Annotated in this window: 15 protein-coding genes; 11 read left to right on the top strand and 4 right to left on the bottom strand. The window is 67.3% G+C overall.

The features are described from left to right. Positions 1-8: 8 nt before the first annotated feature. From H7H34_RS17775 to H7H34_RS17740, 8 genes are all read left to right on the top strand, one after another. Complete coding sequence (locus H7H34_RS17775) at positions 9-1,031, top strand: TRAP transporter substrate-binding protein (RefSeq protein WP_120269436.1); 1,023 nt, start codon at positions 9-11, stop codon at positions 1,029-1,031. 366 nt (positions 1,032-1,397) lie between these two features. Further along, complete coding sequence (locus tag H7H34_RS17770; protein WP_120269435.1) at positions 1,398-1,901, top strand: TRAP transporter small permease; 504 nt, start codon at positions 1,398-1,400, stop codon at positions 1,899-1,901. Further along, on the top strand, positions 1,898-3,184 hold the full coding sequence (locus H7H34_RS17765) for a TRAP transporter large permease (protein ID WP_185925974.1): 1,287 nt from the start codon (positions 1,898-1,900) through the stop codon (positions 3,182-3,184). The genes H7H34_RS17770 and H7H34_RS17765 overlap by 4 nt, the downstream gene beginning before the upstream one ends. After that, a complete protein-coding gene (locus H7H34_RS17760; RefSeq protein ID WP_120269433.1) occupies positions 3,181-4,032 on the top strand; it encodes a dihydroorotate dehydrogenase electron transfer subunit in 852 nt (283 codons plus the stop codon). Before H7H34_RS17765 ends, H7H34_RS17760 begins: the two co-directional genes overlap by 4 nt. Continuing rightward, the gene (locus H7H34_RS17755) at positions 4,026-4,970 is read left to right on the top strand and encodes a dihydroorotate dehydrogenase (protein WP_067336119.1); all 945 of its coding nucleotides are present in this window, start codon (positions 4,026-4,028) and stop codon (positions 4,968-4,970) included. Before H7H34_RS17760 ends, H7H34_RS17755 begins: the two co-directional genes overlap by 7 nt. Next, on the top strand, positions 4,967-6,250 hold the full coding sequence (locus H7H34_RS17750) for a Zn-dependent hydrolase (protein WP_371811423.1): 1,284 nt from the start codon (positions 4,967-4,969) through the stop codon (positions 6,248-6,250). The genes H7H34_RS17755 and H7H34_RS17750 overlap by 4 nt, the downstream gene beginning before the upstream one ends. After that, positions 6,247-7,296: a dihydroorotase gene (pyrC, locus tag H7H34_RS17745; protein ID WP_067336113.1), complete on the top strand. Its 1,050-nt coding sequence runs from the start codon at positions 6,247-6,249 to the stop codon at positions 7,294-7,296. The genes H7H34_RS17750 and pyrC overlap by 4 nt, the downstream gene beginning before the upstream one ends. 45 nt (positions 7,297-7,341) lie before the next feature. Then, on the top strand, positions 7,342-7,656 hold the full coding sequence (locus H7H34_RS17740) for a hypothetical protein (RefSeq protein ID WP_120269431.1): 315 nt from the start codon (positions 7,342-7,344) through the stop codon (positions 7,654-7,656). A gap of 58 nt (positions 7,657-7,714) precedes the next feature. Here H7H34_RS17740 and H7H34_RS17735 read toward each other — a convergent pair whose 3' ends face one another. Both H7H34_RS17735 and H7H34_RS17730 read right to left on the bottom strand, forming a co-directional pair. After that, entirely contained in the window at positions 7,715-8,710 is a 996-nt protein-coding gene (locus tag H7H34_RS17735; RefSeq protein WP_185925973.1) for a lysylphosphatidylglycerol synthase domain-containing protein, read from the bottom strand. Between the two features lie 500 nt (positions 8,711-9,210). Further along, entirely contained in the window at positions 9,211-10,668 is a 1,458-nt protein-coding gene (locus H7H34_RS17730) for an alpha,alpha-trehalose-phosphate synthase (UDP-forming) (RefSeq protein ID WP_185925972.1), read from the bottom strand. 267 nt (positions 10,669-10,935) lie between these two features. On the opposite strand from H7H34_RS17730, the gene H7H34_RS17725 reads away from it, so the two are divergent. Then, positions 10,936-11,238, top strand: coding sequence for a hypothetical protein (locus H7H34_RS17725; protein ID WP_185925971.1), 303 nt, complete (start codon positions 10,936-10,938; stop codon positions 11,236-11,238). Between the two features lie 254 nt (positions 11,239-11,492). Then, the gene (locus H7H34_RS17720) at positions 11,493-11,765 is read left to right on the top strand and encodes a hypothetical protein (RefSeq protein WP_120269427.1); all 273 of its coding nucleotides are present in this window, start codon (positions 11,493-11,495) and stop codon (positions 11,763-11,765) included. Positions 11,766-11,834: 69 nt separating this feature from the next. Here H7H34_RS17720 and H7H34_RS17715 read toward each other — a convergent pair whose 3' ends face one another. Beyond that, positions 11,835-12,113 carry a BON domain-containing protein gene (locus tag H7H34_RS17715; protein WP_120269426.1) on the bottom strand — a complete coding sequence of 93 codons (279 nt, stop codon included), beginning with the start codon at positions 12,111-12,113 and terminating at the stop codon, positions 11,835-11,837. A gap of 81 nt (positions 12,114-12,194) precedes the next feature. Further along, positions 12,195-12,383 (bottom strand): DUF3008 family protein, encoded by a 189-nt coding sequence (locus tag H7H34_RS17710; protein WP_120269425.1) that lies wholly within the window; start codon positions 12,381-12,383, stop codon positions 12,195-12,197. Between the two features lie 178 nt (positions 12,384-12,561). On the opposite strand from H7H34_RS17710, the gene H7H34_RS17705 reads away from it, so the two are divergent. Continuing rightward, entirely contained in the window at positions 12,562-13,083 is a 522-nt protein-coding gene (locus H7H34_RS17705; protein ID WP_185926645.1) for a hypothetical protein, read from the top strand. The last annotated feature ends 4 nt before the right edge of the window (positions 13,084-13,087 follow it).

Here is a 13,087-nt window from a genome sequence, read left to right as displayed (position 1 = left end):
GGAGCCCTATGACACATACTGTTCGTAATCTGGCCGCGACGGCCGTGCTCGCCGTCGCTGGCGTCGCCTTCTCGGCCGGTGCCTTCGCGGCGGATTTCGTCGCCAAGATCGGCCATCTGGAGTCGACCCAGCAGTCCCGCCACGTGCACCTGGAAAAGGTCGCTGCACTGGTCGCCGAGCGCACCAACGGCGCCGTCGAGTTCCAGATCTTCCCGCAGGGCCAGCTCGGCCAGCAGCGCGAGATGACCGAGGGCGTGCAGCTCGGTTCGCTTGAGGCGACCGTCGCTCCGGCTGCCTTCCTCGGCGGCTTCAACCCGGTCGTGTCGATCCTCGACATTCCCTTCCTGCTGCCGGAAGACGATGCCAAGGCCCAGGAGCTGCGCACCGGCCCGTTCGGCAAGGCGCTCTGCGAGTCCTTCCAGAGCCGCGGCGTCGAGTGCCTGATGCTCTGGCCGAACGGCCGTAAGAACTTCTCCTCCAGCAAGCCGCTGGCGAGCATGGAAGACTTCTCCGGCCAGAAGTTCCGCGTGATGGATTCCAGCATCCTGATCGAGCAGTTCAAGGCGGTCGGCGCTTCGGCCATCGCGCTGCCCTTCGGCGAGCTCTACACCTCGCTGCAGACCGGCGTCGTCGATGCCCAGGAGAACCCGCTCGACACCATCCGCGCGATGAAGTTCTACGAGGTGCAGAAGTACCTGGTGCTCTCCAACCACGGCGCGATGGAGGACGTGATCCTCTTCAACCCGACCTTCTGGGCCGGTCTGCCGGAAGAGTACCGCACCATCATCACCGACGCTTTCGCCGAGGTCATCCCGGACCTGATCGCCCACAAGAAGGCCTCCGTCGCCTCTTCGCTGGAAGAGATCAAGGCAGCCGGCGTCGAGGTGCGCGAGCTCTCGGCTGAGGAGAAGGCCGCGTTCCGCGATGCCATGTATCCGGCAGCCCGTAACGCCTACATCCAGGGCGCCGGCGAGGAAGGCCTCGAGCTGGTGAACCTGTACGAGCAGGAATACGCTACGGTTACCAAGTAATCGTTGGCGTTGCCCGCGGGCGCGGCCCGGACCGCGCCCGCAGGCAGGCTCGTTGCCTGCCGATCTTGGGGGGACATCTTTCTGCCTGCCGCAACCGGTGCCCTGAGGCTCCATGGCGGTGCGGGCAGGACAAGGCCCTAGCTTTTTCTCTGCCGCTGTCCGCGGCGGACACGCGGCCCAGGATGCCGCCCGTTCCTGCCTTTCCGTTCTCCGCTCGCGGCGGGCGAAGGCGATCCGGGCCGTATCGGCCGGCGTCAGTACCGACCTGGTTGTCCGCGCGGTTCGGACCGCGCCCGCAGGTATCGTCCTGATCACCGTCCGGCGGAGGACGGGATGGCCCTTGCGGCGGATGTCTGGAGCAAATCTATGCGCAGTGCTCTTTCGGTCCTGCGCACCGTCGAACGGTGCGCACTCGTCTCGATTTTTCTGACGATGGCGGGGCTCTACTTCGTCAACGTCCTGGTTCGCGCCTCGGGAAGTCCCCTTGCCTCCAGCCTCGGCTGGATCGAGGAGGCGGTCCGCCTGATGAACCTCTATCTGGTCTTCCTCGCGCTCGGCTATGCGCTCGAAATCGGCCGGCACGTCGCCGTCGATACCTGGCGCACGCGCATCGCCGAGGCGACCCACCTGCCGGTCCAGCGCATCATCGATGCCGTCGGCTTCCTCTTCTCGCTCTATCTCGTCTGGCTCGCCTGGAAGATGACGCTGTTCGTCTTCGGGTCCGGCCAGAAAAGCCCGACCCTGGGCCTCAAGATGGGCTGGATCTATGTCGCGCCCCTGGTCGGCTTCGGGCTGCTTGCCCTGCGCTACCTGCTGAGCTTCCTCGGGCTGATCGATCGCACGCCGGCACGGGAGGCCGACGAGGCATGATTCTTCTCTTCCTCATCGTTGCGCTTGCCGTGGTGCTGCTGATCGCGGGCTTCGAGATGTTTCTCGTGCTCGGCGTGCCGGCGCTTCTGGTCAAGCAGTTCTTCTACGGCACCCTGCCGGATCCGGTCGTGGTGCAGAAGATCGTCGGCGGCATCAATCATTCGACGCTGCTCGCCATTCCCTTCTTCATCCTGGCGGCGGAGCTGATGGGCGAGGGCCAGATCGCCCGCCGTCTCACCAGCCTCGTCCAGTCGCTGCTCGGCCATCGCAAGGGCGGCATCGGCTACACCATCGTCGGCGGCTCGATGGCCTTCGGCTCCGTGTCCGGCTCGGCGCCGGCGACGGTGGCGGCGATGGGCCGGCTGGTCTATCCGGAAATGCGCAAGGCCGGCTTCAGCGACAAGTTCTCGCTCGGCCTCATCGCCTCCAGCGCCGAGACGGCGCTGCTGATCCCGCCGTCGATCACCTTCATCATCTACGGCTGGATGACCGGCACCTCGGTCGCGCGCCTGTTCGTCGCCGGCATGGCGGTCGGCCTGGTGCTGGGCCTCGTCTTCGCCATCATGGTCGCCATCGAGGCGCGCCGCGCCGGGGTTTCGGCCGGCGAGCGCACGTCCTGGGGCGAGCGTCTGCGCGCCGTGGCGCATTCCGGCTGGGCGCTCGGCATGCCGGCGATCATCCTCGGCGGCATCTATTCGGGCGTCTTCACCCCGACCGAGGCCGCTGCCGTCAGCGTCGTCTACGCCATCTTCGTCGAGATGGTGGTGTTCCGCGAGCTGACCTTGAAGAAGCTGTTCAAGGTGACCGAGCGGGCGGCCGTGTCCACCGCCATCATCTTCATCCTGCTGGCGCTCGGCGGCCTGCTCTCCTACTTCATCACGCTGGCGCAGATCCCCGGGCAGATCCTGGAGTTCCTGGCTGCCGTCGATGCGGGACCGATCGTCTTCCTGCTGGTGGTCAACGTCGTCTTCCTGATCGCGGGCATGTTCATCGATCCGAATTCGGCGCTGCTGATCCTCGTGCCGCCGCTCTACCCGGTGGCGATGGCGATGGGCATCGACCCGGTGCATTTCGGCATGATCGTCACGCTGAACATCTCCGCCGGCATGATCACGCCACCCTTCGGGCTCGATCTGTTCGTGGCGTCCTCGACGCTCGGCAAGCCGGTGATGACGATCATTTCCGGCATCTGGCCCTTCGTGATCGCCAATCTCGTGGCCCTCGGGATCATCACCTACATCCCGTCGATCTCCACCTTCCTGCCCAATCTGGTGTTCGGATGACCAGCGTTCTGACAAGACCCGCGTCCGCCCTCGGCGGACGGCCGCAACCCGTTGTCTTCGAGCGGGACCTCGACGTGCTCTCCAACGATCCGGTCAACGGCGAGTACATGCGCCTCGTCCTGGCCGCCCCGCGCGAGATGCTCGACTTGTGCCGTGCCGGCCAGTTCTTCAACCTGCTGTGCCCGGTGCTCGGCGGCGAGACGCCCTATCTGCGCCGGCCGATGAGCATCTACGGCTTCTATCCCGAGCGCGGCGAGCTGCATTTCCTCTACAAGGTGGCAGGCGCCGGCACCCGGGCGCTGGCCCAGCTGCGCGAGGGCGATGCGCTCAACGTCATGGGTCCGCTCGGCCAGGGCTTCCGCATCGACGACGACTGGCAGCGGCTGGTGCTCGTCGCCCGCGGCGTCGGCCTTGCAACGCTCGCGCCGCTGGCGCTGGAGGCCAACCGCCTCGGCCGCCATCTGACCGCGATCTGCAGCGCCCGCCATCCGGACCTGTTGATGTCCATCGACTATTTCCGCGAGCTGGGGGCCGAGATCGTTCCGGTCACCGACGCGGAAGGCACCTCGTCGCTCGAACATCTGGAGACGGTGATCGAGGAGCGGATCGCGGATCCCGGCATCGACGCCTTCTACACCTGCGGCTCCAACCGCCTGCTGACCCTGTTGCAGCGCATCGGCAAGCGCCACGGCATTCCGGGCGAGATCGCGCTGGAGCAGCAGATGGCCTGCGGTCTGGGCATGTGCCACTGCTGCGTCCGGCCGTTCCGCAAGGGCGACAAGACCGTGCAGCTGCGCGTGTGCCGCGAAGGTCCCGTCTTCGATATCCAGGAGGCCATGCCATGGTAGACCTGTCCGTCGACATCGCCGGCTTGACGCTGAAGAACCCGATCATGCCGGCTTCGGGCACCTTCTCGGAGGAACTGGCCGAGGTCTTCGACATCGAGTGCCTCGGCGCCCATGTCACCAAGACGATCACCCGGGGCCTGCGCGACGGCAATCCGACGCCGCGCGTGTGCGAGGTCGGTTCGTCGATGCTCAATTCCATCGGCATCCCGAGCAAGGGCGTCGGCGCGTTCCTCGACAAGGTGGTGCCGTTCTACCAGGCCTACGAGACGCCGCTGGTCGTCTCGATCTCCGGCAACACGGCGGACGAGTTCGCTCGCCTGTGCTCGGAAGTGACGGTGGAGGGCGTTGCCGCCATCGAGGTCAACATCTCCTGTCCGAACATCGAGGAAGACGGCAAGGCCTTCGCCATCCGTCCCTCCTCGACTTACGACGTGATGCAGAAGCTGCGCGCGGCGACGCATCTGCCGCTGTGGGCGAAGCTGACGCCGAACACCGGCGAGACGCCGGAAGTGGCGCGCGCGGCGCAGGAAGGCGGCGCCGACGCGCTGGTCGTCGCCAACACGCTGCTGGCCATGGCCATCGACATCCGCACCCGGCGGCCGAAGCTCGGCAACCTGATGGGCGGCCTGTCGGGCCCCTCGCTGAAGCCCATCGCCCTGCGCATGGCCTATCAGTGCGCCAAGTCGACGACCATTCCGGTGATCGGCTGCGGCGGCATCTCCACCGCCGAGGACGTGATCGAGTTCCTCATCGCCGGTGCCACCGCCGTGCAGGTGGGCACCGCCACCTTCATCAATCCGACCGCGATGGTGACCGTCATCGCCGAGCTGGAGCGCTATCTGGAGCGCGAGAAGCTCTCGTCCGTCCGCGACCTGATCGGCACGCTGATCGACGAGGAGCAGAAGGAGGGCGTCGTGTTCATGGAGGCAGCACCGTGACCGCGCTGAGGAAGTCCGGGGCCTACGACCGCGCCGAGGAGCTGCGCCTTGCCGGCTTCCTCTTCGACGAGATCGCGCGCATGTCGCCGGACGTGGAAGGCGTCAGCCGTCCGGCCTTTTCCGACATCGAGACGAAGACGCTGTCCTTCCTGGAGGACTTCGCCCGTCGCGAGGGGCTGGAGGTCTGGTACGACGCCGGGCTCAACGCCAATTTCTGCCTGCCGGGCGACCGCGATGCGGAGCGCTACACGGTCATCGGTTCGCATGTCGACAGCGTTCCCTTCGGCGGCAATTTCGACGGTCTCGCCGGTGTCGTCGCCGGTCTGCTGTGCCTTGTGCGGGCGCGGCGCGAGGGGGCCAAGTTCGCCTTCCCGGTGCATGTGCTTGCCATGCGCGGCGAGGAAAGCGCCTGGTTCGGCCCGTGCTACATCGGCTCCAAGGCGCTGACCGGCACGCTGTCCGCCTCCGACCTTGCCGCCCGCCACAAGGGCGATGGCCGCACGCTCGATGCGCATATGGAAGCCATCGGCATCGACATGGCGCCGGTGCGCGCCGGAAAGCCGCTGATCGACCTGTCGCGGATCGAGGCCTATCTCGAGGTGCATATCGAGCAGGGGCCGCTGCTGATCGGCAAGGCGGTTCCGGCCGCCGTGGTGTCGGGCATTCGCGGCAACATCCGCTATCGCTCCCTGCGCTGCATCGGCGAGGCCGGCCATTCGGGCGCCGTGCCGCGCGCCTTCCGCCGCGATCCGGTGCTGGCCATGGCCGATCTCCTGGTGCGGCTCGACGAAAGCTGGGCAACGATTCTCGCCAAGGGCGACGATCTGGTGCTGACCAGCGGCATCGTCGGCACTGACCCGGAAAAGCACGCGATGACGCGCATTCCCGACCAGGTGTCCTTCAGTCTCGACATCCGCAGCCAGAGCGCCCGGGTGCTGGACGAGATGCGCGACCTGCTGAAGACGGAGATGGCGCAGATCGAGCGGGACCGGAAAGTGCGGTTCGAGCTCGACGAGGAGTTGCGCGTTGCCCCCGCCCTGTGCGATGCCGGTCTCGTCGCGCGCCTGAGCAAGGCCATGGAGACAGTCGGCCAGGAGCCGTTCGTGATGGCGAGCGGCGGCGGACACGATGCGGCGGTCTTCTCGGCCGCCGGCGTGCCGGCCGGCATGGTCTTCGTGCGCAATCGCAACGGCTCGCACAATCCGCAGGAGGCGATGGAGCTGCCCGATCTCCTTTCCGCCACCGATATCGTCCATCAATATCTTATGGTTGCGCCATGACACAGCTGACGATCCGGACGCCCGACGACTGGCATCTCCACCTGCGCGACGGGGCGATGCTCGCCGGCGTCCTGCCGCACAGCTCCGCCGATTTCGCGCGTGCGATCATCATGCCGAACCTCGTGCCGCCGGTGGTCACCACCGCCCAGGCGGAAGCCTATCGCCAGCGCATTCTCGCCGCCCTGCCCGAGGGGCACGACTTCACGCCCCTGATGGTGCTCTATCTGACCGAAGGCACCGAGGCGGACGACGTCGAGGCGGGCTTTCGCAGCGGCCTCGTCAAGGCGGTGAAGCTCTATCCGGCCGGCGCCACCACCAATTCGCATGGCGGCGTGCGCGACTTCTCCAAGGTCACCGCGGTGCTGGAGCGCATGGCCGAGATCGGCCTGCCGCTTTGCGTGCACGGCGAGGTGACCGATCCTGACGTCGACATCTTCGACCGCGAAGCGGTGTTCCTGGAAAAGGTGCTCGATCCGCTGCGCCGGCGCATTCCGGGCCTGCGCGTCGTGCTGGAGCATGTGACGACGCGCAACGGCGTCGAGTATGTGCGTTCGCAGGAGAAGGATCTCGCCGCGACGATCACGGTTCACCACCTGATGATCAACCGCAACGCCATCTTCGCCGGCGGCATCCGCCCGCACTACTACTGCCTGCCCGTGGCCAAGCGCGAGGAGCACCGGCTGGCGCTGCGCGAGGCCGCGACCTCGGGCGACGCGCGCTTCTTCCTCGGCACCGATTCGGCACCGCATGTGGATCCGGCGAAGGAATGCGGCTGCGGCTGCGCCGGCATCTACACCGCGCCGAACGCGATGGCCTGCCTTGCCCATGTCTTCGAGGAGGAGGGCGCGCTCGACAAGCTCGAGGCCTTCGCCTCGCTCAACGGGCCGGCCTTCTACCGCCTGCCGCCGAACGAGGGCCAGCTGGTGCTGGAAAAGCGCGAGGAGCCGGTCCCGGTGCCGGACAAGGTGGTGACGGGCGACGGTACGGTCACGGTTTTCGATCCCATGGTGCCGGTCCGCTGGACGGTCGCGGCCCGCAGGTCGTAAAGGCCGGCAGGAAGCCGGCCACAGTCCTCTTCAAGGGAGAGCGTAATGTTCATTGAGGTTGCCAATGGTCTGAACGAGCACAGCGCGAGCGTGCGGAGCTTCGAGGCGTGCGCGCGCGAGGCTCGTGAGCGTATCGCCGGCGAGCCGGAGCATGCCGTTGCCTGGCTGCTGGTGTCTCGCGCGGCCCAGGCGTTTGTCGATGCCTATGACGACCAGCCGCTGACGCTCGACGTCGCCGGCCAGGCGCTGGAGCAGTTCCGCGATCTGCTGCAGACGCTCGAGACCGCCTATGCCGGCGGCTCCGCCGAGGCCAAGGTCGAGGCGCTGAACAAGATCGCGCTGCGTCTCAACGCCATGTGATCCTGACGGGCCGGCCGCTCGCGCCGGCCCGATCCCTTCCGTTTTTCGGCACTGCGGATCAGGAGCGGCCGTCGGCGGCGGTCGTCGCCCCGGCAGGGACATCCGCATCCTTTGCCGGCTTGCGCCTGCCCTGCTTGCGTTTCTCCGGTGAGCGCAGGACATACTCGCTCGCCAGCAGCGTCGGCAGGCCGAGCGCCAGCGGCACCAGAAAATACACCAGGCGAAACACCAGCAATGCCCCGACCGCTTCCGCGCCGGGCTGCAGATAGAGCACGGTTGCCTCCAGCACGCCCAGCCCGCCCGGCACGTGGCTGATCAGCGAGGCGAGAATGCCGATCACGTAGATCGCCGCCACTTCCAGATAGTTCACTTCCGACGTTGCGGCGAGCAGCTGGTGCAGGCAGGCGGCGACGCAGGCATAGTTGGCGGTGCCCGCCGCGACCTGACCGATGGCGAGCGGCAGCGGCGGCAGCGTCAGCGACCATTTGCGGACCGACAGTTCGCCGCGCACGAAGGCGGAGAGGACGATCCAGGCCAGGGGCAGCGACAGGCAGACGACCGCCATGCCCTTCAGCTCCGGCCCGTTGACGCCCATCAGCCCTTCCGCCGTCGAGGGATAGAGCAACAGGGCGAGCCCGCCCATCGTCGCAAGTCCGAGGCCGACGGTGATGCCGCAGAACAGGATCACCTTGGCCACATCCCCGACGCCGAGACCCCAGCGCGCATAGAAGCGGTAGCGGATCGCGCCGCTGGACAGGGCCGCGACCCCGACATTGTGGCCGATCGACAGGGCGGTGAAGGAGGTAAGCGCGGTGCGGTGCCAGGCGAGCGGCTTGCCGGCATAGCGCACGGCCAGCCAGTCGAAAAAGCTGAGGCAGAGATAGGAGGCGGCGGCAAAGCCGAAGGCGCGGGCAAGATGCGCGGCCGGAATGGCGCGCACCGACTCGATGATCTCGTCGAGCGAATACTGGCTGAGCGTGCGGTAGAGCAGATAGGCCGCGATGCCGATCGCCACCACGATCACCAGGCGAAGCAACAATCGGGAGATCGGCATGGGGGCCCTTTCTGACAGGTCTTCTCGGGCGGATCCCTTGCGGCATCCCCGCTTTTCTCTTCCCTGCGCCGGCAGGGCGCAAACGGGTCCGCCCCGGGCCGGTACAGGGTGTTGAGCTGCGGCCCGGGGCGGTTCGGCATGAGTTGCCGGCCATCCGTCCCGCCGGGCCTGCCGGCGGTGCGGATGGTCCTTCTGGCGCTGCGGGCGGCGCGCGCAAGGCTTGCCGCTCGCGGGCAAGGAGCCGGCAGGCCCATGCCGAAAGTCAGGCGCCGGGGCGCGTTCGCCGGCGGGGAACACCTCCTCCTGCCGTCTGTCGGGGATCAGGTTCCCGACGGGTCGTTCCCGGCTTGCCGTTGTCCTTGTCACGCCCGTCACCGCCGGGCCGTGCGAAATGCGAACGCCTCTCGGCGGCGTTTGTTCCCTCGATATGTCACCTCTCGTCCGCTTTTGCCGTGGGCAGGGGAAAAGGTCCGTCCGCTGCCGGGTGCGAGGGGCAGGCGTCATGAGGGTGGAGGTGCCTGCCGCGCGCGGGGCGCACCGGCGGTCCCGCCACCCAGCGCGGCGAGAAAAGCCTCCAGCCAGGCGCGGGAATCCTGCCGCATGACATGGTCGAGCAAGGCCGCGTGCCGACGGCGGCGTTCCGCCAGCGGCATGGTCAGCGCCTCGTAGAGCTTCCGCGCCATCTCGTCGATGTCGTAGGGGTTGACGATCAGCGCCTCGCGCATCTCCTCCGCCGCGCCGGCGAAGCGCGACAGGACGAGGACGCCGGGGTCTTCCGGGTCTTGCGCGGCCACGTATTCCTTGGCGACCAGGTTCATGCCGTCGCGCAAGGGCGTGACGAAGCCGACCTGGCTGCCGCGCATCAGGGGGGCCAGCTTGGCGCGGTCGACGCTGCGGTGGATGTAGCGGATCGGCGTCCAGTTGAAGTCGGCGAGCCGGCCGTTGATCGAGCCGACCAGCGCCTCCAGTTCGGCACGGATGTCGCCATAGGCGCCCACTTCCTCGCGGGTCGGCGGGGCGACCTGCAGATAGGTCACCGATTTTTCCAGCTCCGGATGCTGGCTCATCAACCGGTCGAAGGCCTTTAGCCGCTCCGGCAGGCCCTTGGAATAGTCGAGCCGGTCGACGCCGATGATCTGGCGCCGCCCGAGCACCTTCCGGCGCATCAGGTCGATCTGCACCTCCTCGTCCGCCTGGCGGGTCATGGCGGCGAAGCCCTTGGCATCGATGCCGATGGGGAAGCGGTCGATCACCACCGTGCGGGTGCCGACGCGAAACCGGGTGTCGTCCAGCTGCACGGAGGAGCTGTGCTCGGCGAGATAGGCCTTCAGATTGCCGGCATCCGTATGGGTCTGGAAGCCGATCACGTCGTAGTCGAGCAGCGCATCGACCAGCTCGCCATGATGGGGCGCGGCAAAGAGGATGTCGGGCGAGGGGAAGGGGATGTGCAGGAAGAAGCCGATCCGCTGGCGGCAGCCTTCCTTGCGCAGGCACCGGGCGAGCGGGATCAGGTGATAGTCGTGCACCCAGATAAGGTCGTCGTCCTTGAGCAGGGGCGCGAGCTGGCGCGCGAAGGTCTCGTTGACCCGCTGGTAGCCCTCGTAAAAGGCCGGCCGGTAGTCGACGAGGTCCAGCCGGTAGTGGAAGAGCGGCCACAGCACGCTGTTGGCATAGCCGAGATAGTAGTCGGCGACGTCTTGCGGCGACAGCGGCACGGTCACCTGTTCGGCCGGGCCTACCCGCTCCACCTGCACCTCGCCGCCGGTCACCCCGTCCGGCGCGCCGTTCCAGCCGAACCAGATGCCTTCGCGCTCCTTCAGCGTCTCGGCGAGCCCGACGGCGAGGCCGCCGGCCTGTCCGGTGTTGCGCAGGTTTGCGACCCGGTTGGAGACGATGACCAGCCGGCCGGCCGGCGCGTCCTTGCCGATGCTCTCCAGCTGCGCGGACGCATCCGGCATGGCGGCCGCGCCTGTTGGCGGCAGCGGGCTATGGCTCCGCAAAGGGGAGGCTGGAGAGTGCGTCAGTGGGGTCATGGAGCGAAGCTTCCTGCTGGAGCTGGCGGATATCCCGTCGCACGACCAACGCGGCCGGAAGCCGTTTTGTTCCGCCTCGACGGCGCAGGGCGGAGGAACCTTGTGCGCCCCCGGCGGGTTGGTAAGGCAGACGGGGCGGCGCGCGCTGCGGACCGGCCCGGTCTTTCGCAATCAGCCTTGAGGAGACGCACCATGGATCCGCTGAAGAAACCCGCCCGTCCGGCAGACGAGGCGCTGCGGGACGAAGCCCCGCAGCTGGAGCAGCAGGACTGGGAAGAGCTGGAAGGCGCAGCGCCCTTCACCGATCGGGTACCGGCGGATGCGAACGGGCGCCCGCTTCCCGAGCTGCCCCCGTCAGAGCCGGATGGCGAACTGCCCGGCGAGGGGGCCGACAACCCCTATCAGCGCAGCGACGAGGCCCTGCCGGACGACGAGGCCGAAGCGGTGATCCGCCGCAATCCCTCGCGGGAAGGCGGGCGTTTCGACGAGGTTTGAGGACGCGAAGCGCGGCCGAGATGGAACAACCCGGCCGGTCGCGGCGTTGAGTGGACAGTTCAGCAACGAGGAGACATTCCGTGCATAGCATCATCTATCTCGTCGGCCTCATCGTGGTCGTGCTTGCCATCCTGTCGTTCCTCGGCCTGGGCTGAGGCTCGCCGGCACGTTCCAACCCTTTCGGCGCCCGCTCGCGGCCTGCCGGAAGGGGCGTGGTCGCCGGCAACGGACAACCGTCAAGGAAAGGACACACGATGGAAGAGGACCAGAACAGACGAAACGAGCCGCTCGAAGTGGCACCGGGCGAGGCGCGTCAGGGAACGGGCTCGCCCCGCATCCTGATCCTGCTGGTCGTCTCGCTCGTCCTGGCGCTGATCGCCTGGTGGGGTGTCGACATCTACCGGGAAGCGGCGCTCGCGCCCGATGAGCCTGCCGTCGAAACGACCGGCAGCACGCAATCCCAGCCTTCGTCGCCGGTTCTGCCGGATGAATCGCTGAAGCGCGAGCCGGAGGGCGCGACCGAATAGGTCGGGTCCTCGCGGCTTGCGGGATCGGGCCGGTTCGCAAAAGGTCCGTCCCCGTTTCATGTTCGAAACCTAGATCTTCGATCCCCATACGCCGATGATATTGCGAACGTGGCGCACGCCGGCGATCTCCAGTGCGATCTGCGAGCACCGGGCGATCTCCTGCGTGCTGGCCACCGTTCCGGCCAGGGTGACGCCGCCGTGATCGGCGGTCACCACCACATCCGAGGCATCGACTTTGCCGTCGCTCGCCAGCGCCGAGGCGACCTGAACCTCCAGGTTCGCGGCGGCCGTGCGTTCGGAAAGAAACTCGGCAGGTTTTCCGAAGAAGCGTCTGTCCTTGTGAGCCATGTCCGTCTCCTTTGATGCGGGTCTTGCGACCGGGATTGCGTGACGTGGGTCTTGTCGCGGCCGTGGCCTATGACCTGGGGCCTATGACTTGGACACGTGTTCCGGCTTGCCCTTGCGGGGGGTGGAGGCCAGGTCTTCCAGCTCCTTTTCGCTCATGGACTCCAGCATTTCCCGGGAGGCGCCTTTCAGGTCGCTCTTGTCGGTTTCGCCGCGTTTGGCCGAAAGGGCGGCGCCGGCGGCCTTCTGCTGGGACTTGGATTTCGCGGGCATCGGTTCTCTCCCATTCGGTTCGTCACACCTTCCTCAACGGCCCGCGCGCGCGAATGTTCCCTCTTGCCGCCGGTTTCCGCCCGCCGGCAGGCAAGGTCGCGTTGCATTTTTGCGAAAAGATCCGCGCGAAACGGGAACAAGCCGGGCCTGGTCAGGTTATGCAAGAGGAGGCATTGCCATGACCGACGAACATCCCGATCCCGGCACTCCCCGGCCCGAGCCGGGTGCGCCGTCTTTCCCGCCGCCGCCTTTTCCGCCGCAGCCGGTGCGCGAGCCGGATCCCGACCGGTTGCCGGACGAGGATCCGTTGCCGAACCCGGACGAAGCCGACCAACCGCCCCAGCATGTTCGTCCGGGAAGCTTATCCGGCGCATTGCGCCGAATCGCCGGCGGCTGCATGCTCCAGGGCGCGCGTCCGCAAGTGGCGGAGGTGTGGTGTGGTACCTTGAGTGATGCCCGCAGGCAGGAGCGCAGGAGAAACATGACCCTTCCTGACGACGACGAGGACCCCGACGAGATCCCCCGCCCGAGAGCACCGAGCCTCCTTGGCGGCCGCTACTTTGCCGACCTGCTGAAGAACATCGGAAGCGAGCCGGTGCCGGACCGGCTTCTCGATCTCGCGCGTCAGCTGGACGCCGCGCTCGCCCGCCAGCGGGACGAGAAAAAGGATGAGGACACGGGCGGCACCGGCACCGATTGACGGC

The sequence above is a fragment of the Stappia sp. 28M-7 genome (assembly GCF_014252955.1).
GTDB lineage: Bacteria > Pseudomonadota > Alphaproteobacteria > Rhizobiales > Stappiaceae > Stappia.
This window is presented reverse-complemented; position numbering and strand designations above follow the sequence as displayed.

Excerpts from the sequence above, each read along its gene's own strand:
- H7H34_RS17705 (WP_185926645.1), top strand. The coding sequence starts at position 12,562 with ATGACCGACGAACATCCCGATCCCGGCACTCCCCGGCCCGAGCCGGGT.
- H7H34_RS17770 (WP_120269435.1), top strand. The coding sequence starts at position 1,398 with ATGCGCAGTGCTCTTTCGGTCCTGCGCACCGTCGAACGGTGCGCACTC.
- H7H34_RS17710 (WP_120269425.1), bottom strand. The coding sequence starts at position 12,383 with ATGCCCGCGAAATCCAAGTCCCAGCAGAAGGCCGCCGGCGCCGCCCTT.
- H7H34_RS17730 (WP_185925972.1), bottom strand. The coding sequence starts at position 10,668 with ATGCCGGATGCGTCCGCGCAGCTGGAGAGCATCGGCAAGGACGCGCCG.
- H7H34_RS17740 (WP_120269431.1), top strand. The coding sequence starts at position 7,342 with ATGTTCATTGAGGTTGCCAATGGTCTGAACGAGCACAGCGCGAGCGTG.
- H7H34_RS17765 (WP_185925974.1), top strand. The coding sequence starts at position 1,898 with ATGATTCTTCTCTTCCTCATCGTTGCGCTTGCCGTGGTGCTGCTGATC.
- H7H34_RS17755 (WP_067336119.1), top strand. The coding sequence starts at position 4,026 with ATGGTAGACCTGTCCGTCGACATCGCCGGCTTGACGCTGAAGAACCCG.
- H7H34_RS17775 (WP_120269436.1), top strand. The coding sequence starts at position 9 with ATGACACATACTGTTCGTAATCTGGCCGCGACGGCCGTGCTCGCCGTC.
- H7H34_RS17720 (WP_120269427.1), top strand. The coding sequence starts at position 11,493 with ATGGAAGAGGACCAGAACAGACGAAACGAGCCGCTCGAAGTGGCACCG.
- H7H34_RS17760 (WP_120269433.1), top strand. The coding sequence starts at position 3,181 with ATGACCAGCGTTCTGACAAGACCCGCGTCCGCCCTCGGCGGACGGCCG.
- H7H34_RS17725 (WP_185925971.1), top strand. The coding sequence starts at position 10,936 with ATGGATCCGCTGAAGAAACCCGCCCGTCCGGCAGACGAGGCGCTGCGG.
- pyrC (WP_067336113.1), top strand. The coding sequence starts at position 6,247 with ATGACACAGCTGACGATCCGGACGCCCGACGACTGGCATCTCCACCTG.
- H7H34_RS17715 (WP_120269426.1), bottom strand. The coding sequence starts at position 12,113 with ATGGCTCACAAGGACAGACGCTTCTTCGGAAAACCTGCCGAGTTTCTT.
- H7H34_RS17735 (WP_185925973.1), bottom strand. The coding sequence starts at position 8,710 with ATGCCGATCTCCCGATTGTTGCTTCGCCTGGTGATCGTGGTGGCGATC.